This is a genomic window from Nocardia sp. NPDC058658 (assembly GCF_042716665.1).
In the GTDB taxonomy this organism is placed as follows: domain Bacteria; phylum Actinomycetota; class Actinomycetes; order Mycobacteriales; family Mycobacteriaceae; genus Nocardia.
Genome location: NZ_JBHXRR010000011.1, coordinates 119,835 through 143,114 on the forward strand (window position 1 = coordinate 119,835; position 23,280 = coordinate 143,114).

A 23,280-nucleotide genomic window follows, 5' to 3' on the forward strand; every position below is an offset into this window, starting at 1 on the left:
TCGATGGCAACCGAAGGTTTCGTCCGTCGCCCCCGGATCGCGCCGCCGCGCGCACCGGGCGGTGAAGTAGCGCTCACCCCGCCGCCGGAGATCCAGCGCGCGATCCCGTCGCCGCTGATGATGAAGCTGATGCCCGTGATCATGGTGGTCGCGGTGGTCGGCATGATCGCGATGATGGTCACGATGGGCCGCAATCTGCTGGCCAATCCGATGATGATGATGTTCCCGATGATGATGCTCATGTCGATGGTCGGCATGATGGCGGGCATGCGCGGCGGTGGCCCCAAGCGCGCCGTCGAGCTCAACGAGGAACGCAAGGACTACTTCCGGTACCTGGACCAGGTGCGCAAGGACGTGCGCACCACCGGCACCAAACAGCTGGAGACGCTCGGCTGGAGCCATCCCGAACCCGCCGATCTGCCGTCGCTGATCGGCAGCAGGCGGATGTGGGAGCGCCGCCCCAACGATCCCGACTTCGGGCATGTGCGTGTCGGCGTCGGCAGCCACCGGCTCGCCACCAGGCTGGCCAGGCCCGAAACCGGTCCGCTCGAAGACCTGGAACCGGTGTCGACGGTGGCGTTGCGCCGTTTCGTTCGCACGCATTCGGTGGTGCACGAACTGCCGACCGCGGTCTCGCTGCGCGCCTTCCCCGCCATCAATATCGGTGGTGACCTCGACGAGGGCCGCGAGCTGGTGCGGGCCATGCTGATGGAACTGACCACCTTCCACGGGCCGGACAATCTCGTCGTCGCCATTGTCTGCGCCGATCCGGACACGCACTGGGCCTGGGCGAAATGGCTTCCGCACGTGCAACATCCGTCAGTGCGCGACGGACTCGGCTCGGCGCGAATGATGTACACCTCGCTGGGCGAGCTCGAATCGGCGTTGCAGACCGAGCTGATGGAACGCGGCCGGTTCATGCGCAATCCGCAGCCGACCCAGGGCAGGTTGCACCTGGTGGTGGTGATCGACGACGGCTACATCAGCGGCAACGAGCGCACCATCAGCGAATCCGGCCTCGACTCGGTGACCGTGCTCGATCTGACCGCGCCAGAGAACGGACTCGCGGCGCGGCGCGGCCTGCAACTGGTCGTTGCCGACGGCGCGGTGTCGGCGCGCAGTGCCGCCGGGGTGGAACGGTTCGCCACGGCCGACGAGGTCAGTCAGGCGGAGGCGGCGGCGTTCGCACGCGCGCTGGCCCGCTACCGGCTCGCGACGGCCGCGCAGATCGTCAGCCTGGGGGAGGGCACCACCAGCGACCCCGGCCTGATGGCCCTGTTGCGCATTCCCGACGCCGCCCAGATCGACCCGGCCAGGGTGTGGCGACCGCGCACCGCGCGCGAACGCCTTCGGGTACCGATCGGTATCACCCCGGACGGCACGCCCGTCGAGATCGACATCAAGGAGTCGGCCGAGAACGGCATGGGCCCGCACGGTCTGTGCATCGGCGCCACCGGCTCCGGCAAGTCGGAATTCCTTCGTACACTGGTGCTTTCGCTGGTCACCACGCACTCACCGGATGCGCTCAACCTGGTGCTCGTCGACTTCAAGGGTGGCGCGACCTTCCTCGGCCTCGATTCGCTGCCGCACGTCGCGGCCGTGATCACCAACCTCGAGGACGAACTCTCGCTGGTCGACCGCATGAAGGACGCGCTGGCCGGTGAGATGAACCGCCGCCAGGAACTGCTGCGCTCGGCGGGCAACTACGCCAACGTCACCGACTACGAGAAGGCAAGGGCGGCAGGCGTTCCGCTCGATCCGCTACCCGCGCTGTTCGTGGTCGTCGACGAGTTCTCCGAATTGCTCTCGCAGAAGCCCGATTTCGCCGAGCTGTTCGTGATGATCGGCCGCCTCGGCCGCTCGCTGCACGTACACCTGCTGCTGGCCTCGCAGCGCCTCGAGGAGAACAAGCTGCGCGGCTTGGAATCGCACCTGTCCTACCGGATCGGTCTGCGCACCTTCTCGGCCAACGAATCACGCGCGGTCCTCGGCATCACCGATGCTTACCACCTACCCAGCGTGCCCGGCGCGGGCTACCTGAAAAGCGATGCCTCCGAACCGCTTCGGTTCAACGCCAGCTATGTTTCCGGTTCCTATGTCGCGCCGGTCGGCACGGTCATCGACGACGACGGTGCGCCGGTCGGCGGCCAACGGCCGGTGGTCTTCACCGCTGCCCCCGTCGAAGCCGTGGAGGTCGAGGCGGAACAGGAGGAGAACGACCCGGTTCTGCGCGGTCGCCCGGAACTTCCGCCACCGCCCCCGCCCAGCGGGCAGAGCGCGGAGGAGGGTATCCCGGATTCGCTGCTCGACGTGGTGGTCAAGCGACTGACCGGGCACGGCAGGCCGGCCCACGAGGTGTGGCTGCCACCGCTGGAGGAATCGCCGACCGCCGACATGTTGCTGCCCGACCCCGACTGGCGTTCGCCGGTGAACCGGCACGGTCAGCTGTGGATGCCGATCGGTGTCATCGACAAGCCCTACGAGCAGCGCCGCGACGTGCTCACCATCAATCTCGCAGGCGCACAGGGCAACGTGGCGGTGGTCGGTGGCCCGCAGTCGGGCAAGTCGACCACCTTGCGCACGATCATCCTGGCCGCGGCCGCCACGCACACGCCAGAACAGGTGCAGTTCTACTGCCTCGACTTCGGTGGCGGCAGCATGGCCGGCCTGGTCGGGATCCCGCACGTCGGTTCGGTCGCCGGTCGTCTCGACGGCGATCGGGTCCGGCGCACCATCGCCGAACTCACCACCCTCATGCGGCAGCGCGAGGAACGGTTCGCCGAACTCGGCATCGAATCCATGTCGGAGTTCCGTCGGCGTAAGTTCTCCGCGCTGGAGGCGCGCCAGATCAACGGCACCACCGCCGCACCGGGCGACCTGCTCGCCGCCGACCAGTTCGGTGACGTCTTCCTGGTGATCGACGGCTGGGGTGCCATCCGCGAGGAATTCGACATCCTCGAACCGCTGATCAATGCCATTGCCACCCAGGGGCTTTCGTTCGGCGTCCACCTGATGATCGCCGCCTCGCGGTGGGCCGAGATTCGGCCGGTGGTCAAGGATCAGGTCGGTACCAGACTCGAGCTCCGCCTCGGCGATCCCGGCGACTCGGAGATGAATCGGCGCACCGCGCACCAGGTTCCGGTCGGCAGGCCGGGCCGCGGTCTCACCCGCGAGCAGTTGCACATGCTGATCGCGTTGCCCCGCCTGGATTCGGACTCCGACCCGTCCACGGTCGCCGACGGTGTCACCAGGGCACGTGAGGAGCTCATCGCGCTGTATCCGGGACGACGTGCCCCGCAGGTACGCATGCTGCCGCTGAGCTTCCCGCGCGACGAGGTCATCGCCGCGGCCAAGGAACAGGGCGTCCAACTCGACCGCAGCAAGGTCGTCGTCGGTCTCGGCGAGTCCGAACTGCAGCCGCTGGTACTGGATTTCGGTCTCGAACCACACTTCATGGCCTTCGCCGACGTGGAATGCGGCAAGACCACGCTGCTGCGCAACATCGTGATGAGCATCGCCGAACAGTCCGACGCGTCGCAGGCGCGGGTCATCCTGATCGACTACCGGCGCACCATGCTCGGGGTGCTCGAAGGCGATCAGCTGGCCGGTTACTCGACCTCGTCGCAGACCTGCGGGCCGATGATCGCCGAGGTCGCGGCCTACCTGTCCAAGCGAATCCCCGGTTCCGACATCACCCAGCAGCAACTGCGCGAACGCAGCTGGTGGTCGGGCCCGGAGATCTATGTCGTCGTCGACGACTACGACATGGTGGTCACCGGATCGGCCAACCCCTTCGCCCCGCTGCTCGAATACCTGCCCCAGGCACGCGATATCGGCCTGCACCTGGTGGTCACCCGCCGGATCGGTGGCGCGTCGCGTGCGCTGTACGACCCGGTGCTCGGCGCGATGAAGAACCTGTCGGTGCAGACGCTGATCATGAGCGGTTCCCGGGACGAAGGAAAGCTGATCGGCGATGTTCGCCCGAGCAAGATGCCGCCCGGCCGCGGCACGCTGGTCTCCCGCAGCCAGGGCGTCGAACTCGTGCACATCGCCGACCTGCCGACGCTCTGATCAGTCCCGCGTCGAAGCCGTCGAGAGCCGTTGCCGCGCACGGACAACGGTGAATCCCGCCGGCAGACGGCGCGGCCACGTCGCAACCTGTCTCTCGAACAATGCTCTGGAGGGGCCGGTGGCGACGGGTCCGGCGACCCGGGCCAGCGCGAAACCCGCGCGGCGGTAGTAGTCGTGGAGTTCGGTGTTGGTCGTCCACGCGTCGAGCCGAACCCACGGCCGATGTTGCTGGGCGGCCAATCGCGCCGCATGAGCCAGCAGATGATCACCCACCCGACGACCCGCGAACCGCAGATCCACGATCATGAAATGCACGATCACCGACTCCGCCAGCTCCCACGCCGACCACAACCCCGGATCCGCCCGATGGTTCACCGTGATCGTCCCAGCCGACTCACCGTCCACCTCCGCGATCCACGTCTCACCCCGATCCAGCGCCCGCCCCACCGCCCCCGCGAAGATCTCGATCGGTCGCCCGCGCCCGGCCACCGTCCACTGGTCCGACCCGCGAGCCGTCAGCCACGACGTGCGTTGCACGCGCAGGCGGCAGATCAGCGGCAGGTCGCCCAGGGTGGCCGGGCGCATGCGCACCGTCATGGCAGGGCGACGGCCGACCCGGGGGCGATGCCCAGTGCGCGGGCGATGACGTCGGTGCCGGTGGTGTCGCCGAGTTGGTAGGCCAGCTGGTTGCGGCCTGCCAGGGAGCGGTGGCGGGTGGCGCGGGTGACGCGTTCGTGGTTGGCGCCGATGCGCAGGTGGTCGAGCAGGACGGTGCCGGTGGCGACGCCGAGGACGGCGGCTTCCTCGGCGGTGGCGGCGCGGGCCAGCACGGTGTCGCGGTGGGCGGTTTCGCCGTAGCCGCGGTCGGCGAGGCGGCGGGTGGTGCCCTCGGGGATGTCGCGTGGGGAGTCGATGCCCGCGGCTTCGGCCAGGTCGCGGGGGTAGAAGCTCACCTCCCACGACCACGGTTCGTTGTCGAGGTACTGCACGACCGTGCGGGCGAGCACCCAGGAGTCGGCGGCGACACCGAGCCAGCGCGCGACTTCGGTGCTGGCGGGTTCCATCCTGGTGCTGAACTGTTTGGAGGGTTCCCGGTTGGCCGCGCGCGCGATCTCTTCGAAGATGTCGTGCGCGGACTTGGGCCGATCGCGGCGGATGTGGTCGGTGACCACCGACTCCAGGACTTCCTGGTTGCGCACGATGGTGCCGCGGGAAGTCGCTGTGTAGACCAGATTTTCGGCGACCAGCACCTGAATCGCGTTGCGCGAGGTGGTGATCGAGACCTGCATCTGATCGGCGAGCTCGGAGTGACTCGGAAGCCGGTCGCCCGGTTTCCATGTGCCCGCGCGGATCTCCTCACGGAGAAGGTTCGCGATCCGGAGATAGGTCGGACCGTCCGCCATCTTGCTCCTCGGTAAGTCGTGCAGGTAACGAAGTGTACTCGTATCGGTTACCTACGGCCGAGTAATGCTTGACAGTGAGCTTGCGAGGTTTATTGTAATGAACGTCCTGATCCGGTGCTCTGCGGCGATGACGGCGAGGCAACGTGGCTGGTTCGGAGAGTTCAACAGTTGTAATGGCTTTCCCCGACACACTCCGGAGTGTCGATACCGCCGGGCCCCCGCCCGCTACCGGTCTGTTACCCCTCTCCGACATTCTCGTCCGGGCGTGTCGCGGACATCGGGTGGTCGGCGGACCGCTGCTGTGGTTCGCGCGCGACCTGGCCGTGCTGCACGAGAAACGGGTGGTCGGACGCGGCGGCCGGGTCGACACCGACCCGGAGGCTCTGCGCGAAATCGACTGTCGCCGTAGCGAACTGGTGCTGGCGATCGACGACTGGGTGCTGCGTGGGATCCCGCAACACCGTCTCGGCGCGACCCTGCACACCGAGACCGTCGGCGCCGTCATCGACCGCATGGCCGAAGCTTCGGTGCGAGCCCACCACGCCCTGATGACGATGGCCGCCCACGACGAGATGCTGCACAGCGCCTGGCACCACCTGGCCGAACTGGCCGACGCCTACGACGATTTGGTGCGCGATGTGCTGGCCGGACGTCGGCGGTTGCCGGAGTGGTGACCCAACTCTTCGACGCGGCGCAGGCGGCTGCCGCGGCGGTGACCTAGTCCAGTTCGGAGACCGTGCCCGCGTTGTTCACCGCGGGCACGGCTTTTCGTATCAGCCCAGGCGGTGGTGCTGGACGCCGAACTCGTCGGCCACCGTGGCGGCCAGTTCGACGTAGGCGCGCTTGGTGCTCTTGTGCAGGCGGTGCAGGTCGATTTCGGCGCCCTCGGAGAGGTGTTCGTCGAAGGGGATGATGTGGACGGCGCGGCAGCGGGACAGGAAGTACTGGCGTAGCTGCTGGACGCCGACGTTGGGGGAGCCCTCGCGGGGGAGGTTGATGACGACCACCGCGTTGCGGACCAGGTGGTCGTGGCCGTGCAGGGACAGCCAGTCGAGGGTGGCGGCGGCGCTGCGGGCGCCGTCGATCGCGGCGGAGGAGATCAGCACAAGGGAGTGGGCGAGGTCGAGGACGCCGCTCATCGCCGAGTGCATCAGGCCGGTGCCGCAGTCGGTGAGGATGATGTTGTAGAAGCGCTGCAGGATGCGGGCGACGGCGCGGTATTCCTCGTCGTTGAACGCCTCCGAGGCGGCCGGATCACGTTCGCTGGCAAGGACTTCCAGGCGGCTCGAGCCCTGGGAGGTGTGCCTGCGGACATCGGAATAGCGCTGGATCGACGGGTCGAGCAGTAGATCGCGCACGGTCGAGCGGGTCTGGATGGCGACGCGCTGCGACAGGGTGCCGAAGTCGGGGTTGGCGTCGACGGCGATCACCCGGTCGCCGCGGATCGAGGCGAAGATCGAGCCGAGACCGGTGGTGGTGGTCGTCTTGCCGACGCCGCCCTTCAGCGAGAGCACCGCGATGCGGTAATCGCCCCTGACGGGCTGCCGGATGCGGGCCACGAGCTCCTGCAGGCGCAGCTCCTCGGCGGACATGCCGGGGTTGATCGCGCCACCGGAAACGTGGTGCACGGCCTTGCGCCAACCACTGCCAGGCGCCTTCTTGGCGCGCTTGACGGGGACGTCGTCGAGGGAGGGTTGGTAGCCCTGTTGCTGTGCGCCCCAACCGGGTTGGCCGTAGGGCGGTTGGCCCTGGTTTCCCGGCTGCTGATGCTGCGGGGACGCGGTGGGCTGCTGGTACTGCTGATGCACCGGGGTGCCATCGGGGTGGAACTGGGGGGCATTCGGCTGCTGATATTGCTGCGCGAAGGTGCCGTTCGGCTGGTGCTGGGGTGCCGCAGTGCCGTCGGGCAGGAACTGCTGGCCGGGCTGCCGATACTGGCGCGCTGGGGTGCCGTCCGCGTGGTACTGCGGTGCAGGCGTGCCATCGGGCAGATACTGCTGGCCGGGGCCGTTGGGCTGCGGGTGCTGAGGCGCGGGTGTGCCGTCGGGCAGGAACTGCTGCGCGGGCGTGCCATTGGGAAGGTACTGCTGGCCCGGTCCGGTGGGCTGCTGCTGTGTGGGAGCCCGGTCGGGCTGGTACGGCAGTGACGGGCCGTTCGGCAGGAACTGTTGCTGCGCACCCTGATTCGGCTGAGCGAACTGCGAAGCCTGGGCGCCGTCGAGCGGATTCTGTTGCGCGGGTGCGCCGTCGGGCAGTCGGTGCTGCGTGGGCGCGGCATCTGGCCGGCGCGGAGCCGCGCCGTCGGGCCGCACGGCGACACCGTCGGGCCCGTAGGTGGGCAGCCCGTCGGGCTGTTGGTGCTGTGCCGGGGTGCCGTCGGGACGTGGATACGGCGAGACGGCATCGGCCGCTTGCACGAATTCACCGGAGCGATAACCGGTTTGGGCAGGGCGAGCCTGGTCCGGCGCGTTCGAGCCGCCCTCCGGTCCGTGGCTCGGCAGTCGCGGATCATCGGACCGGAAGACCTCGGTCCGCCCGTCCGGCGCATGCGTCGGCGCGACGGGTGTGGGATCGCCGGGCACCGAGTTGTATTGCGTCGCAGGATAAGTCGACGGCTGCACCGTCTCGCCCGACGCGTACGGCGACCGCTGGTCCGCGGACTGCTGCGGAGCGACCGATTCACCGGAGCTGTACGGAGATCCGTGCGGTGCCGCGGATTCGCCTGTGGCGTGCGGGGATCGGTCGCCCGAATGCCCGACGCCGGAGAATGCCTCAGTAGCCGAGTGGTCGGTCGGCGACGGCGCTGTGTGCGGCCGCTCGGGCTCGCCGGTGACAGGTCGCGGATCCGATTGCACAGCGCGCGAAGGCACTTCGGGCACCGCGTGATCCAGCGCGGCATCCTGCGACATGGATTCGGCTGCAGTGTGCGCGGCTCGGTGGGACGTCCGCGCGGCATCGGGCTGCGCATCACGGGTCGCGGAGTCCGAGTGCGGTTCAGGTGTTTCCGCAGGTGCCGGCGAGGACGTGCCATCGGCGAACGGGTCCCAGGCGGCCTGCGCTTCGGCGGCGGGCACTGGGGTTGCGGTGGGCGGCGATGCCGTGTCGGCGGGCTGTTCGGCCTCGCGGGGCGGGACGACCGGCTGCGGTGGGGCGGTCAGGCGCGGTGGGGCCTGGGTCGGGCGGGCAGGCGGGTCCGGCAGGGGAGGGGGTGGGGGGAGGTCGGGGCGTTGCGGGGTCGGGCCGAGCGGGGTGAAGCCGGTCGACGGTGCCGCCGGGGTGCGCGTCGGGAGCGAGCCATCGGCGTGATTTGGCGACTCAGCGGTCGGTGCGGGCCCCGCGTGGGCGGACGGCCCGCCCTGAGCAGGCGATGTGGCGGTCGGCGACGGCTGGCCGGTGTGCCACGGCATCGAGTCGTCCGCAGGACCTGTGGTCGCAGACGGCCGCTGGGCATTCGGCCGCGGGGCCGAGTCGCTCGGCGACGGAACGAGCGGGTTCGGGGCAGCCTGCCAACCGGCCCTCGCCTGCTGCTCCCGGCTCGGGGACCGCAGGTGGTCGCGGCCGGGCTGCTCGTAAGTAGGACGCGGCGGCTCCTCGCGGCGCGGCTGCTGGTGGGACGGGCCGGGGATCAGCGGGCTCGCGGGCGGCGGCGTCGACCAACCGGACTGGGGAGCGGGCTCGGCTGGAGCAGCGGTGGCCTCTTCGTCGGCTTCGCGGTCCTTGCGGCGGCGCCTGCCCTTGTCCTTACGCGGGGCGTCGTCACCGCGGCTCATGAAGCGGCGGCGTTTGGGTGCCTCGTCGATCTCGTCGTCCTGGGGCAGGTTCTCGACCGGAGCCTCGTAACCGACCTGCGTGACATCGCTTTCCGACAGCCACGGCGGCAGCATGGGGAGGCTGTCGTTGTTGCGGCTCACCGGCACGCCTCACTCACCAGGGTCCCCCGATTCTGATCGACCCAATTATCCGACGCCGTGGAGTTTACGCGACAACCCAGCCGACGTGGCGGGCGCCTCATCTCTGGGGCCATACCTCTGACGGCCCACCGTCAACCCCCGGATCTCTGGGTAACGAGCCAGCCGGATCGCACAGCGTAAGGCCCGTTCGGGGTGTACCGTGCGGGGCACTTTTGCCTCTGACCGCCCGGCCCGGTAAGCTTGAGCGGCGGTGCACCTATGCGCCGACTGTTCGCATGCATGTCGACTGATCGTCGGCCGTTGCGAGTGAGCAGCACGAACCAAAACTCAGGTTGAGCGTAACCGGGATCGCGGAGGATATGGCGAAGAAAGACGGGGCCATCGAGGTCGAGGGTCGAGTTGTCGAGCCGCTGCCCAATGCGATGTTCCGGATCGAGCTCGAGAACGGTCACAAGGTTCTCGCGCACATCAGCGGAAAGATGCGGCAGCACTACATTCGTATCCTTCCGGAAGACCGCGTTGTCGTCGAGCTGTCGCCGTACGACCTCTCACGCGGCCGGATTGTCTACCGCTACAAGTGATGCCTGACGGCGTCGCGAGCCCCACCGGCGCGCGGCGTCGCACAGTGTCCCGGCATCGGGACGCACCCCAGACTTCCCCAGTCCTCAGGCTGGGGAAAAACTGTGTTCACACACCTGTGTGGACCAATACAAGATTGGACTGACGTGAAGGTTAATCCGAGCGTCAAGAAGATCTGCGAGAAGTGCAAGGTGATCCGCCGTCACGGGCGAGTCATGGTGATCTGCGACAACCTGCGCCACAAGCAGCGTCAGGGCTGAGTCTCCCCTCACCACCGGGCACCGATCGTCTGATCGGACTGACCGAAAGAAGAACTCCCAGATCCAGCGCGTACGCACGTGTGCGCGCCATCCACCGGCACGGAGGCCGGTGCCCCCATTCAGTACTCGGGGGGACGGACGGGGAGCAGACCTCCGCAACCATTAAGGAACCTGCCACATGGCACGTCTGATGGGCGTTGATCTCCCGCGCGAAAAGCGCATGGAGATCGCGCTGACCTACATCTTCGGAATCGGGCGCACCCGCGCCACCCAGATCCTGGCCGAGACGGGCGTCAGCCCCGACCTGCGCTCCAAGGATCTGACCGACGACGACCTCGCGAAGCTTCGTGAGTTCATCGAGGCCACGGACTACAAGGTCGAAGGTGACCTGCGCCGCGAGGTGCAGGCCGATATTCGTCGCAAGATCGAGATCGGCTGCTACCAGGGCATCCGCCACCGTCGTGGCCTGCCTGTGCGTGGTCAGCGCACCAAGACCAATGCGCGTACGCGCAAGGGTCCGAAGAAGACCGTCGCCGGCAAGAAGAAGTAGGGATAGCGTATGCCTCCGAAGAGCCGGGCCGCTGGCCCGAAGAAGACTCAGAAGTCGCGTCGCCGGGATAAGAAGAACATCCCGCACGGCCACGCGCACATCAAGAGCACGTTCAACAACACCATCGTCTCGATCACCGACCCCGAGGGCAATGTCATCTCGTGGGCGTCGTCGGGTCACGTCGGTTTCAAGGGTTCGCGTAAGAGCACCCCGTTCGCCGCGCAGCTCGCTGCCGAGAACGCTGCCCGCAAGGCGCAGGAGAACGGCGTCAAGAAGGTCGACGTGTTCGTGAAGGGCCCGGGTTCGGGCCGCGAGACCGCGATCCGTTCGCTGCAGGCCGCAGGCCTCGAGGTCGGCTCGATCTCCGATGTCACTCCTCAGCCGCACAACGGCTGCCGTCCGCCCAAGCGGCGTCGCGTCTAATAGCGGGAAAGGAAAAAGCTTAAAATGGCACGTTATACAGGCCCCATCACCCGCAAGTCGCGTCGTCTGCGCGTCGACCTCGTCGGAGGCGACCAGGCGTTCGAGCGTCGTCCTTACCCGCCCGGCCAGCACGGCCGCGCGCGGATCAAGGAATCCGAGTACCTCATGCAGCTGCAGGAGAAGCAGAAGGCTCGCTTCTCGTACGGCGTCATGGAGAAGCAGTTCCGTCGTTACTACGAAGAGGCCAACCGCCTCAAGGGTAAGACCGGCGACAACCTGCTCCGTCTGCTCGAGTCGCGTCTGGACAACGTCGTGTACCGCGCCGGTCTGGCCCGTACCCGTCGTCAGGCCCGTCAGCTGGTCAGCCACGGTCACTTCATCGTCAACGGTGTCAAGGTGGACGTCCCCAGCTACCAGGTCTCCCAGTACGACATCATCGATGTCAAGGAGAAGTCGCTCCCGACGCTGCCGTTCCAGGTAGCTCGCGAGACCGTCGGCGACCGCCCGGTTCCCGGTTGGCTGCAGGTCGTCCCCGGCCGCCTGCGCATCCTGGTGCACCAGCTGCCCGAGCGCGCGCAGATCGATGTGCCGCTGCAGGAACAGCTCATCGTCGAGTACTACTCGAAGTAAGCGCTTTTGGTGGGGGTCGCTACGCGGCGGCCCCCGCAATCACTGATCAGGCATCAAATAGTGGATGCCCAGACAGGAAGTAGATCCTCATGCTGATTTCCCAGCGTCCGACACTGACCGAAGAGGTTGTGGCGGAGAACCGCTCGAAGTTCACCATCGAACCCCTCGAGCCGGGCTTCGGTTACACCCTCGGCAACTCGCTGCGTCGTACCCTGCTGTCCTCCATCCCGGGGGCCGCGGTCACGAGCATCCGCATCGACGGCGTCCTGCACGAGTTCACCACCGTCCCCGGCGTGAAGGAAGATGTCACCGACATCATCCTGAACCTCAAGGGCCTGGTCGTGTCCTCCGAAGAGGACGAGCCGGTCACCATGTACGTGCGTAAGCAGGGCCCGGGCACCGTCACCGCTGGTGACATCGTCCCGCCCGCCGGCGTCATCGTGCACAACCCGGACATGCACATCGCCACCCTGAACGACAAGGGCAAGCTCGAGATCGAGCTCGTCGTCGAGCGGGGCCGCGGCTACGTGCCCGCCGTGCAGAACAAGGCGACCGGTGCGGAAATCGGCCGGATCCCCGTGGATTCGATCTACTCCCCGGTGCTCAAGGTGACCTACAAGGTCGAGGCCACCCGTGTCGAGCAGCGCACCGACTTCGACCGTCTCATCCTCGACGTGGAGACCAAGAACTCCATCACGGCTCGGGACGCGCTGGCTTCGGCCGGTAAGACCCTGGTCGAGCTCTTCGGCCTGGCCCGTGAGCTCAACGTCGAAGCCGAGGGCATCGAGATCGGCCCCAGCCCGGCCGAGGCAGATCACATCGCCTCGTTCGGTCTGCCGATCGAGGACCTGGACCTCACCGTCCGGTCCTACAACTGCCTCAAGCGCGAGGGTGTGCACACGGTGGGCGAGCTCGTTGCCCGCACCGAGTCGGACCTGCTCGACATCCGCAACTTCGGCCAGAAGTCCATCGACGAGGTGAAGGTCAAGCTGCACACGCTCGGCCTCTCGCTCAAGGACAGCCCGGCGTCGTTCGACCCGTCCTCCGTGGTGGGTTACGACGCGAGCACCGGAACGTGGAGCGACAGCGGCACGTTCAGTGATACCGACGGCGGCGAGCAGGACTACGCCGAAACCGAACAGCTTTAATACGCCCAGGAGAAACCCACAATGCCCAAGCCCAAGAAGGGTCGCCGGTTCGGCGGCTCGGCGTCGCACCAGAAGGCGATCTTCGCCAACCTGGCCACGGCGCTTTTCGAGCACGGTCGGATCACGACCACCGAGGCCAAGGCCAAGGCGGTGCGTCCCTACGCCGAGAAGATCATCACCAAGGCGAAGGCCGGCAGCCTTGCCGACCGTCGTGAGGTCATGAAGGACATCCGCAACAAGGACGTCGTCCACGTCCTGTTCGCCGACATCGGTCCCTCGTTCGAGGGTCGCGAAGGTGGATATACACGAATCACCAAGGCGCTGCCGCGCAAGGGTGACAACGCGCCGATGGCCATCATCGAGCTCGTCCGCGAGAAGACCGTGACCAACGAGGCCGATCGTGCCCGTCGTGTCGCCGCTTCGCAGAAGACCGAAGAGGCTCCGGCCGCTGAGGTCGTCGACGAGACCGTCGCCGACGAGACCGTGGCTGACGCCCCGGCCGCCGACGAGGCCACCGAGGACAAGAAGGACGCCTGATCTCAGGCATCTTGGCCGAGCCCGTCACCCTTCGTGGGTGGCGGGCTCGGTTCTTTTCCGTGTGCGAGTTCAGGAGGATGGCATGACGCGGGTGCGGCTCGGGATCAGTTATGACGGAACCGATTTCATCGGCTGGGCGCGTCAGCCCGGGTTGCGCACGGTGCAGGGTGTGTTGGAGGAGTCGCTGTCGAAGGTGTTGCGTGAGCCCATCGTTTTGACGGTCGCCGGGCGCACCGATGCGGGTGTGCACGCCGAGGGTCAGGTCGCGCACTTCGACACCTCGGTGGAATTCGACGCGGACAAGCTGATGTACCGGATGGCGAAATTCCTCCCCAAGGATGTACGGATCACCGAAATCCGCACAGCGCCTTCGGAATTCGACGCCCGCTTCTCCGCGATGCGCCGCCACTACGCCTACCGCCTCACCACCGCCCCCTACGGCGCTCAGCCGTTGCAGGCGCGCGGAGTGGTGCCGTGCAAGCCCGGCGTCGACCTCGAGGCCATGCGCGCCGCCTCCCGAAACCTGTTGGGCCTGCACAACTTCGCTGCTTTCTGCCGCCGTCGTGAGGGCGCAACCACCATTCGCGAACTCCAGCGCTTCGATTGGGAACGCGACGGCGACTTCCTCACCGCCTACGTCAGCGCCGACGCCTTCTGTTGGTCGATGGTCCGCAGCCTCGTGGGCGCCGTCCTCGCCGTCGGGGAAGGCCGCCGCACCCCCGACTGGACCGCCACCCTGCTCGCCGAAACCGAACGCTCCAGCTCGGTCACCGTCGCCCCCGCCCACGGCCTGAGCCTGATCGCCGTCGACTACCCCGCCGACACCGACCTCGCCGCCCGCAACATCCAAACCCGCGAAACCCGAACCGTCCCGGAGCCCGGGTGCTGCGGCGATTAGTCGTGCGCCGCGCGCAAGTCATTGCTTCTGAGGGGGATAATGCCATTCAGACGAAATGGTCGGCGGTAGGGGAGGAGCTGTGAGTTCGGTGGAGCGCGGTGAATCCTTTGCGGAGTGGGAGTCGTTTCTTTCCGAGAGTTACGTCCCGTTGGCTGTCGACCCGGATCGGGGCGCGGAGTTTCACGGTGCGATTCATCGCAGCAGGATGGCCGGATTCGACTTGTCGACGATCAGTTCGAGTGCGCAGCGGATTCGGCGGACCAAGCGAGGGATAGCGCGGACCGAAGGGGAGTTTCTGCTCGGGTCGATTGTCGTCGAGGGGATCGGGCGGCTGCATCAGGACGGTCGGGTCGCGGTGGTGCGGGCCGGGGACATGGTCTTCTATGACACGTCCCGGCCGTATCACTGGGAGATCGACGAGTCGTGGGCGCAGGTCGTCGTGCAGGCCCCGCTCGAGTCGGTGCGCGCGGAAGCCGGGGCGGAACTGGGTAAAATGCCGACCGCGGTGGCGCTCGGATCCCACACCGCGGCGGGCGTGGTCGCGACGTTCTTTCGAGATCTGGCGCGAATCGAGCAGGCCGCGCCCGAGCACGCGAACGTACTGGCCGACAACGGGCTCACGCTGCTGGCTTCGGCGGTCCGGCTCGCGGCGGGCGAGCTGCCGACCGGGCCGCCGGCGCAGGCGCTGGTTCGCGAACACGTGCTCACCTATATGCGTCGGCGCTGCACCGATCCGCGGCTGAACGTCGACGAGATCGCGCAGGCCTGCCTGCTGTCGCGACGCAGCCTCTATCGCGTGTTCGGTGACGAGGGGGTCGGCGCGGTGCTGCGGCAGATGCGGGTGGATGCGGCGCGCGCACTGCTGCTCGGCGATCGCGGTCGGTCGATGGCGTCGGTCGCGGTTTCGTCCGGGTTTTCGTCCGAACGGCAGTTCTTCCGTGCTTTCCGGTGGGAAACGGGTATGACCCCTGGTGAGTTCCGAGAAACGCACGGCACCTGAAGAAACCGACGGGTTGGCACGTCCCGTCAGTCGACTGGCACGAATTGACAGTTTGAGACGCGCAATTCTGCGAGAGAGTGAAAAGAGCACTTTTACTCCGATAGGCGACCAGGGGGCACGATGAGCCGGATACGTGTGGCGGCGGTGCAAGCCGAGCCGAGGTGGTTGAACCTGTCTGCGGGAGTCGAGCAGACCATCGGGTATATCGAACAGGCCGCCGACGATGGTGCCGGACTGGTCGCGTTCCCCGAGACTTTCCTGCCGGGATTTCCCTGGTGGATGTGGCTGAACTCGGTTGACTGGGGCGGGGAATTCCTGGCCAGATATCGCGCGAACGCGCTCACCGCCGACGGACCCGAATTGCGGGCGATCGCCTATGCCGCCCGCCGCAAGGGGATTCACGTGTCGGTCGGATTCGCGGAGCGGGCCGGGGACGAGATCTTCATGTCCCAGGCGCTGATCGACACGAACGGCACGATCACGGTGGTCCGCAAGGCCGAGCCGACCGGGCTCGAACGCACCGTGTTCAACACCTCCGACGGCGGCCTGCTGGTCCGCGACACCGAACTCGGACGGATCGGCGTTCTCGGCGGCACCGACCACCTGCGTGCCGACCTGCGCGCCCGCATGCACGAACAACGCGAACAGATCCACATCGCGGCCTGGCCCGGCTTCACCGTCTACTACGGCGAGGACAAGGAGTGGGGCGGCGACCTCGACACCGCGGCCAGCGTTCGCTACGCGATGGACGGATCGACGCACGTCATCGCGCCGGTCGCCGTCGTTCCGGTGGCGGGCTGGGAGGTTGTCGACGCGCGGATGCCGGATCGGCGGCTGCTGCGTGGCGGTGGAGGGGTTTCGCGGGTCTTCGGGCCCGGCGGGTTGGAGCTGGCTGCGCCGTTGGCCGAGGGGCAGGAGGGGTTGTTGTTCGCCGATCTCGAGGTCGGCCGGGCGCTGCGGACGATCGGTGAGCGGGCGCCGAGGGTGACGAGTGGGCGGGTTGTTCGGCGCGAACCGGTGCGCGCGGGGATCGTTGAATCGGCCTGATAGATGCGAATCGAAGACCTCCGAAAGTAGTTCGCACAGCGATGTTTTCGCTGATAGAGCGAACCTCGCTGCCCTTGAACGGGATATGGTGCCGGGGCTATTGTTGGCCGATGCCGTAGGGGCGACTACGCCTGGGTTCCGGAGGTCGGCTGCTGATGGCCATCGAGACGTACGAGTTCTCCTCGCCGACGCCGCGCAGTGCCGCGCGCGACGAATGGGAAGCACTGATGTCGCAGACCTACGTGCCGCTCGCGGTCGACACTCATCCCGAGGCACCCTTCTACGGCCGGGTCACCACCGGCTCATTGACCGGTCCGGACGACTTCAGCCTGACAGCCCTCGCGGGCAGCAATCAGGCGTTCCGCCGCTCCAAAGGTCATGTCGCCCGTTCCAGTGACGGCTACCTCTTGGCGAGCATCCACACCAAGGGTGGGGCCTGCCTGCATCAGCACGGCCGGTCTGCCCCGGTCAGCGGGGGTGACATGGTCTTCTACGACACCACCGTGCCGTACCACTGGACCAACGGATCAGGTGATTGGAGCGACAGTCGAGACTTCGAGCAGGTCGTCGTGCAGGTGCCGATCAGCCTGCTCCGGGACCAACCCGGCCTGGAACAGTTGGAGTTGCCGACGGCGGTGACCGTGCCTGCCGACAGCGCGGCAGGCGTGGTCGCCGGCTTTTTCCGCAAGCTCGCGAGGTTTCAGCACGAGGCTCCTGCCGAAGCCGAAGTCCTGGCGGGCAGCGCGCTCGGACTGATCGGATCCGCGGTACTGCTGGCCGCGGGGGAACGGCCGACCGATTCGCCCGCCGAAGCGCTGAGTCGCGAACACGTCATGGTCTATCTGCGCAAACGCTATATAGACCCGGAATTGTCCGTCGACGAGGTCGCGGCGGCCTGCCATATCTCGCGCCGCACCCTGTTCCGGATCTTCGACGGCGGCGAGAGTTTCAACGCCAGCTTGCGCAAGCTGCGGGTTCGGCACGCGCAATCGCTGCTCATCAGCAGCCACTCGCATCCGTCGAGCGCGGTAGCCTTCGGTTCGGGATTTGCTTCCGAACGGCATTTCTATCGCGCGTTCCACCGCGAAACCGGAATGACGCCCGGCGAATACCGCCAGTCCCGTCGAAGTGGAATCTGCTGAAAGAGTTTTGCGTAGCGGGGTTTTCGCTGGTCAAGTGACCTGGAAGGTATTGAGGGGGTGTGAGCGCGGGGCTATTCTTGTGCGATGCCGTAGTGACGGCTATGCCTGATTCCCGTTTTTCCGGAGGACGCCTATGGCGAACGAGCCGACGACGCTCGAGTTCTCGGCGCCATCGCCCCGCAGTGCCGAGTTCGAACAGTGGGCAGCGTTGATGGAGCAGACCTACTTTCCGCTCACGCTCGCGCCCATCACCGAGGCGCCCACGTTCGGGCGGGTGACCAGCGGGATGCTGCCCGGGGCACCCGACTGCTCGTTCACCGCGCTCGCGGGTGGGAATCAGGAATTCCGTCGTACCAAGGCAGACGTGGCCCGCGCCTCCGAGGAATACCTGCTGGCCAGCATCCAGGTTTCCGGTCAGGCCAGGCTCACTCAGGACGGCCGATCGGTGTTGCTGCAGCCGGGGGATATGACGTTCACGGACACCTCGATGCCCTCGCTCTGGAACGACAGCATGGCCTATGAACAGGTACTCGTGCGAGTGCCGATGCGGGTACTGCGCGAACAACCGGGGCTCGGCCGGATACGGATCCCGACGGCGACAGCGATCGCACCGGAGAGTCCAGCGGGCGTGGTGGCCAACTACTTTCGTGATCTGGCGCGGATCCGTGAGAGTTCACCGGACCAGGCCGACATCCTGGCCGGCAGCGCGCTCGACCTGCTCGGCTCGGCGGTGTTACTGGCCTCTGGTGCCGAACCCGTCGACACGCCCGCCGATGCGCTCAGCCGCGAACACGTGCTCGTCTACCTCCGAAAGCGTTGCACCGACCCGGAATTGACGGTCGACGAGATCGCGGGCGCCTGTCATATCTCGCGCCGTACCCTGTTTCGACTTTTCGACGGATCGGGCGACACCCTCAATACGACTTTGCGCAGGTTACGAGTCAGACATGCGCTGAAAATGTTGGCGCGCAACAATACTCAATCTCCGGCGATCGTTGCGTTCGCCTCCGGCTTTGCCTCCGAACGGCAGTTCTATCGCGTCTTTCGCCAGGAAACCGGGATGACCCCGCGTGCGTACCGACAGGCGCAGCACTGACCGGTGATCAACATGGCACCGATTGTCAGAACCTTGGCGCGGTCGGACTGTAAGTACATATGCACGTGCATCACACTGGATTTCGTTGGACCAGTGGAGCGCGAGGGGCGGGCACGATGGCGATTCGGATCAGGGCAGCGGCGGTGCAAGCCGAGCCGGCGTGGCTGTATCTGCCCGCCGGGGTCGCGCAGACGATCGGTTTCATCGAGGACGCGGGCGCCGGTGGGGCGCAGCTCGTGGCGTTTCCCGAGGTGTTCCTGCCGGGGTATCCGTGGTGGTTGTGGCTGAACGCGGTCGACTGGGGGTCGGAGTTCCGGTCGCGCTATCTGGCCAACGCGATGACCAGAGACGGCGCCGAGATGACTGCGATCGCCGATGCCGCGCAGTGGGCCGGGGTATGGGTGGTGCTCGGGTTCGCCGAACGGGTTGGCGACGAGGTCTACATGGCGCAGGCGATCGTGAGTCCTGCCGGGCTGGTGCAGGTTTCGCGCAAACAGTGGCCGACGCAGCTCGAACGAGAAGTCTTCGCCGACGGGGTGGTGCCGTCGGTGGTTTACCACACCGAACTGGGCCGGGTCGGCGTCCTGGGGGGAGCCGATCACCTGTGCCCGGACCGGCGCGTGGACCTGTGGCGGGAGCAGGTCCACGTTGCCGCGTTCTCCGGATTCACGGTGTATCACGAGGTCGGCGACGACATCGTGGTCGCGGTGAACAGTACGGTCGCCGAGCAGTACGCGCGGGACAGCGGAACAGTGGTGATCGCGCCAACGGCCTTGGTCCCGATGACGGGGTGGTCGGTGGTCGACGCGCGCTCACCGGAACATCTGCTGCTCAGCGGCGGGGGAGGCGTGGCCAGGATCCTCGGGCCGGACGGCCGCGACCTGGTCCGGCCGCTGCCGCCCGGCAAGCCGGGGTTGCTGTTCGCCGACATCGAGCTCGACGAGTCGGGCAACCCGTGGACAGATGGTCGCGCCGATATGCGCGCGGCCGGTTAGCGATAGCCGAATCCTGTGACTCAGGATTGTTCGAGTGGCGATTCGATATTGATACGAGACATCTTCGGTGTCATTTACGAACGATAACGCTGTTGGGTAAAAGTTTGGCTGCGGTGACGGACCCAGCGTTAGTGGTGTGCTGATCGGGTAATGCTAGGTTTCTATCGAGAGGTCGGCGATAGCAATCTAGAAACGGGTGCAGTATGAACACATCCTCGGCCGCCTCATTCGGTGAATGGGAAGCAGTCATGTCGAATTCCTACGTCCCGGTAACGATCGATCCGCTCGGTCCGGAAACATCTTTCACCGGTGAGCTCACGCGCGCCTCGGCCGGCGGAGCCGAGTTCACCACTCTGCGTTCCAGCGGGCAGCGGGTGCGGCGCACCCGGCAACATATCGCCCAGTCGAGTGCCGAGGTGTTGTACGTCGGTATCTGTCTTTCGGGTACCGGGCGGATCGCGCAGGACGGCCGAGTGGCCGAATTACGCCCTGGCGAAATGGTTTTTGTCGACAGCAGGCGCCCGAACTGGTGGGAGTCCGACGGGGTGCACGAGCAGATCGTCATTCAGGTGCCGACTCAGGAGCTGGCCGAGCGTGGCGGCTGGGTCGAGTCGTCCACGCCCGCCGCGATCACCATGACCCCCGATTCCGCAGCCGGCCCGGTGATCGAGTTCTTCCGCAATGTGACGACGTTACAGCGCACCGCGCCCGCTCAGGCAGCGGAGCTGGCGGCGCACAGTATGCCGCTGCTGGCCTCGACGCTCGCGCTGACTTCGGGGCAGTTGCCAGGTGAACTCGGCGAACGGGCACACGCACGGCTGCGGGTGCGCGACGTCCTTCGTCGGCGCTGTGGCGACCCCACGCTGACGGTGGACGACATCGCCCGGGAATGCCTGCTCTCACGCCGAGCCCTGTATCGCCTCTTCGAGGACGGCGAACCCGGTGTGATGGAGCGGCTGTGGTCGATCCGGGTCGAGCGGGCGAAATCATTGTTCGCGGCATACCCGGACCGGACGGTCGCCGCCGTAGCGGCCGAGTCCGGGTTCGCGACAGAACGGCAGTTCTACCGGGCATTCCGAGCCAAGACGGGGATCACTCCCGGCGAGCACCGGGCGCGGCTTCATCAGATCCCGGCAGGGTAGTGATGACGGCCTTCGAAGGGTTTCCGGAGGTCGCCTCGACTGCGGAGGTACCGGCGCGGGAAGCATTCGGACACTGGGAGCAGCTGGTCACCGGTTCGCTCATCGAGGTGTCGATCGCGCCGACGGTGCCGGATGCGTTCGAAGGGCAGATCAGGTCGTCCGACTTCGGTGATGTCGTCGTGGGCACCGTGGCGGCCGGCGGCCATGAACTGCGGCGGACGCGGCGGCATATCGCCAGGTCGAGCGAGCCGCACATCATCGGCAGTGTCGTGCTCTCGGGGCACGCTCAGGTGGAGCACGCGGGCAACAGCGTCGCGCTGGCACCAGGCGCGATGATCTTCTACGACACCGCGCAGCCGATTCGGTGGCGCTCCGACGGCCCGTTCGAGGACCTCACCATCCGCGTTCCCCGGCAACGAGTCGTCGACTACTTCGGGTTCCGTGCTGATGCCTTGCCTGCGGGGAGGGTCGTCGGCGAGGGTGGCGTCGGGCTCATGCTGGCCAGATTCTTCCAACGGGTCGCGCAATTGCAGAGCACCGATCCGACGGCGGCGGCGGTACTCGCGGCCAACGGAATCGATCTTCTCGGTGCGGCGGCCACCATCGCGGCGGGCGGGCGGCCCGGCCGAACGCAGGCCGGAGCGGTGAACGGGCAGCACGTGCTCGACTATCTGCACGCCAACTTCACCGACCCCGGATTGACGGTCGATCGGATCGCGGACGCCTGCCGAGTATCGCGCCGAACGCTCTATCGGGTGGTCGAGGAGTTCGAGGGCGGGCTGGGTGCGATGCTGCGCGAACTGCGATTGGAACGGGCGCGAGAGTTGCTCGCGGCGGCGGATTTCCGTTCGGTGGCGGCCGTGGCATGCGCTTCCGGATTCGCCACCGAGCGGCAGTTCTATCGCGCGTTCCAGGCAGCCATGGGCATGACGCCGGGCGAGTTTCGCGCGATAGCTCGTAGCGGTGTTCACATCGGATAGCTGCCGTCCGTTATTCGGTGGGCAAAACTATTTCTTCTGCCAACAAATCGCGGTACCGATATGCCGACCCAGGAACTGCGCTTCCGACGCTCAATTTCTTCGACTCATTGATGTCGGGAGTAGCAATCGGCGCACACGGTGTGGCGCGGTCGCGTTCATCCTGCCCGGTCGTGACGGTGTGCTCGTACTTCTCATGACCGGCGTCGCCGTCTCGGGGAGCCTGGCGGTCACCTTGCCGAGACAGCCCCGGTCTGAAGCAGTTGGCCTATTCCTCGTCGTGGTACCGCATTACGGACGCGCACAGTCGCAGCATCGCGATGGCTGTGGTGCTGGCTGGGGTCATCGCGGTGATCGTTCGCGTGCGGGCCCATGTCATCGCGGCTGCCCGAGTCGCCAGCGAATGACACGTGTGCAATTACGTGAAGGTTCCGTTGCTGGCATGCTCGGTCCGTCGGGCGGCATGAAATGACAGTTTGCGCCCCGGAGCTCTCATGCATAGTGAAATGAACGTACTTCAGCGTTCAATCAGCGAGGAGCTCATCGATGTCGAATCGAGTGCGAGTAGGAGCAGTCCAGGCCGAACCGAAATGGCTGAATCGGATTGCCGGTGTCGAGCAAGTCATCGGATACATCGAAACCGCGGGCGACCGTGGTGTCGATCTCCTGGCTTTTCCGGAAACCTTCCTGCCCGGGTTTCCGTGGTGGATGTGGCTGAAATCTGTCGATTGGGGCGAGGAGTTCGCCTCGCGCTACCTGGCGAATTCGCTCGCCGCCGACGGCCTCGAGTTACAGGCGATCGCCAGCGCGGCCAACCGGAAAGGCGTCACCGTCTCGCTCGGATTCGCCGAGCGTGCCGAACGCGAAGTATTCATGTCGCAAGCGCTGATCGAGCCCGACGGCACTATCACGATCGTGCGCAAGGGCGACCCGACCGGCCTCGAGCGCACGGTATTCGCGCGGAGTGCGGGCGGAACTCTCGTGCGCGACACCCTGTGTGGTCGCGTCGGCGTACTCGGGGGCAGTGACCACTGGCGATCGGAGATCAGTGCGCGTACCCGCAGTGCGGGCGAACAGATCCATATTGCCGCCTGGTCCGGATTCGCCCACTGCGAGGGCGACGAGTTGTTCGGCCCCGAACTCAATACCTCGACCTGTGTGCGTTACGCGATGGACGCCGCGGCCTACGTGGTCGCCCCGGTTGCGGTCGTGCCGGTCACCGGTTGGGAAGTCGTCGACTCGCGTATCCCCGACCGCAGGCTGCTGCGCGGCGGCGGCGGTGTCTCACGGATCCTCGGCCCGAACGGGTTGGAGATGGCCGCACCGCTCGCCGAGGGAACGGAAGGCCTGCTCGTGGCCGACCTCGACCTGAGCCGGACGTCGCGACTGACGCAGCTTCGTCGGGTGGGTTCGACTCTCCACGCCGAGCCATCGAATTCGCGATCGGCCCGGGCGGTGTGAGCGAACCGGT

Annotated in this window: 21 protein-coding genes; 18 read left to right on the forward strand and 3 right to left on the reverse strand. The window is 66.7% G+C overall.

The window, feature by feature from the left end:
- Window positions 1-3: 3 nt before the first annotated feature.
- Window positions 4-4,071, forward strand: coding sequence for a type VII secretion protein EccCa (eccCa, locus tag ACFWUP_RS18040; RefSeq protein ID WP_379235595.1), 4,068 nt, complete (start codon window positions 4-6; stop codon window positions 4,069-4,071).
- On the opposite strand, the gene ACFWUP_RS18045 is transcribed toward eccCa, so the two are convergent.
- Window positions 4,072-4,656, reverse strand: a complete 585-nt coding sequence (locus tag ACFWUP_RS18045; protein WP_379235597.1) for a GNAT family N-acetyltransferase — start codon at window positions 4,654-4,656, stop codon at window positions 4,072-4,074.
- An 8-nt stretch (window positions 4,657-4,664) separates the two neighbouring features.
- Window positions 4,665-5,474, reverse strand: coding sequence for a GntR family transcriptional regulator (locus tag ACFWUP_RS18050; RefSeq protein WP_379235599.1), 810 nt, complete (start codon window positions 5,472-5,474; stop codon window positions 4,665-4,667).
- 281 nt (window positions 5,475-5,755) lie between these two features.
- Between ACFWUP_RS18050 and ACFWUP_RS18055 the strand changes: the two genes are divergently transcribed.
- On the forward strand, window positions 5,756-6,148 hold the full coding sequence (locus ACFWUP_RS18055) for a DUF4254 domain-containing protein (RefSeq protein ID WP_379235601.1): 393 nt from the start codon (window positions 5,756-5,758) through the stop codon (window positions 6,146-6,148).
- A 99-nt stretch (window positions 6,149-6,247) separates the two neighbouring features.
- Here ACFWUP_RS18055 and ACFWUP_RS18060 read toward each other — a convergent pair whose 3' ends face one another.
- Entirely contained in the window at window positions 6,248-9,385 is a 3,138-nt protein-coding gene (locus tag ACFWUP_RS18060) for an AAA family ATPase (protein WP_379235603.1), read from the reverse strand.
- Between the two features lie 359 nt (window positions 9,386-9,744).
- Between ACFWUP_RS18060 and infA the strand changes: the two genes are divergently transcribed.
- From infA to ACFWUP_RS18140, 16 genes are all read left to right on the forward strand, one after another.
- Complete coding sequence (infA, locus tag ACFWUP_RS18065; protein ID WP_003418601.1) at window positions 9,745-9,966, forward strand: translation initiation factor IF-1; 222 nt, start codon at window positions 9,745-9,747, stop codon at window positions 9,964-9,966.
- A 144-nt stretch (window positions 9,967-10,110) separates the two neighbouring features.
- Window positions 10,111-10,224 carry a 50S ribosomal protein L36 gene (gene rpmJ, locus ACFWUP_RS18070; RefSeq protein ID WP_056818299.1) on the forward strand — a complete coding sequence of 38 codons (114 nt, stop codon included), beginning with the start codon at window positions 10,111-10,113 and terminating at the stop codon, window positions 10,222-10,224.
- A gap of 178 nt (window positions 10,225-10,402) precedes the next feature.
- On the forward strand, window positions 10,403-10,774 hold the full coding sequence (rpsM, locus tag ACFWUP_RS18075; protein WP_266296680.1) for a 30S ribosomal protein S13: 372 nt from the start codon (window positions 10,403-10,405) through the stop codon (window positions 10,772-10,774).
- Between the two features lie 9 nt (window positions 10,775-10,783).
- Window positions 10,784-11,197, forward strand: a complete 414-nt coding sequence (rpsK, locus tag ACFWUP_RS18080; RefSeq protein WP_019045110.1) for a 30S ribosomal protein S11 — start codon at window positions 10,784-10,786, stop codon at window positions 11,195-11,197.
- Window positions 11,198-11,221: 24 nt separating this feature from the next.
- On the forward strand, window positions 11,222-11,827 hold the full coding sequence (gene rpsD, locus ACFWUP_RS18085; protein WP_379235605.1) for a 30S ribosomal protein S4: 606 nt from the start codon (window positions 11,222-11,224) through the stop codon (window positions 11,825-11,827).
- 89 nt (window positions 11,828-11,916) lie between these two features.
- Complete coding sequence (locus ACFWUP_RS18090; RefSeq protein WP_056818293.1) at window positions 11,917-12,975, forward strand: DNA-directed RNA polymerase subunit alpha; 1,059 nt, start codon at window positions 11,917-11,919, stop codon at window positions 12,973-12,975.
- A 21-nt stretch (window positions 12,976-12,996) separates the two neighbouring features.
- A complete protein-coding gene (rplQ, locus tag ACFWUP_RS18095; protein WP_056818291.1) occupies window positions 12,997-13,512 on the forward strand; it encodes a 50S ribosomal protein L17 in 516 nt (171 codons plus the stop codon).
- Window positions 13,513-13,594: 82 nt separating this feature from the next.
- Entirely contained in the window at window positions 13,595-14,410 is an 816-nt protein-coding gene (gene truA, locus ACFWUP_RS18100; protein ID WP_379235607.1) for a tRNA pseudouridine(38-40) synthase TruA, read from the forward strand.
- Window positions 14,411-14,489: 79 nt separating this feature from the next.
- Entirely contained in the window at window positions 14,490-15,410 is a 921-nt protein-coding gene (locus ACFWUP_RS18105) for a helix-turn-helix domain-containing protein (protein WP_379235609.1), read from the forward strand.
- Window positions 15,411-15,530: 120 nt separating this feature from the next.
- Window positions 15,531-16,457, forward strand: coding sequence for a nitrilase-related carbon-nitrogen hydrolase (locus ACFWUP_RS18110; RefSeq protein ID WP_379235611.1), 927 nt, complete (start codon window positions 15,531-15,533; stop codon window positions 16,455-16,457).
- Window positions 16,458-16,612: 155 nt separating this feature from the next.
- The gene (locus ACFWUP_RS18115) at window positions 16,613-17,599 is read left to right on the forward strand and encodes a helix-turn-helix domain-containing protein (protein ID WP_379235613.1); all 987 of its coding nucleotides are present in this window, start codon (window positions 16,613-16,615) and stop codon (window positions 17,597-17,599) included.
- A 133-nt stretch (window positions 17,600-17,732) separates the two neighbouring features.
- Complete coding sequence (locus ACFWUP_RS18120; protein ID WP_379235615.1) at window positions 17,733-18,695, forward strand: helix-turn-helix domain-containing protein; 963 nt, start codon at window positions 17,733-17,735, stop codon at window positions 18,693-18,695.
- Between the two features lie 116 nt (window positions 18,696-18,811).
- A complete protein-coding gene (locus ACFWUP_RS18125) occupies window positions 18,812-19,690 on the forward strand; it encodes a nitrilase-related carbon-nitrogen hydrolase (RefSeq protein WP_379235617.1) in 879 nt (292 codons plus the stop codon).
- 248 nt (window positions 19,691-19,938) lie between these two features.
- Window positions 19,939-20,832, forward strand: a complete 894-nt coding sequence (locus ACFWUP_RS18130) for a helix-turn-helix domain-containing protein (protein WP_379235619.1) — start codon at window positions 19,939-19,941, stop codon at window positions 20,830-20,832.
- Between the two features lie 2 nt (window positions 20,833-20,834).
- Window positions 20,835-21,812, forward strand: a complete 978-nt coding sequence (locus tag ACFWUP_RS18135; protein WP_379235621.1) for a helix-turn-helix domain-containing protein — start codon at window positions 20,835-20,837, stop codon at window positions 21,810-21,812.
- 543 nt (window positions 21,813-22,355) lie between these two features.
- Complete coding sequence (locus ACFWUP_RS18140; protein WP_379235623.1) at window positions 22,356-23,270, forward strand: nitrilase-related carbon-nitrogen hydrolase; 915 nt, start codon at window positions 22,356-22,358, stop codon at window positions 23,268-23,270.
- Window positions 23,271-23,280: the final 10 nt, after the last annotated feature.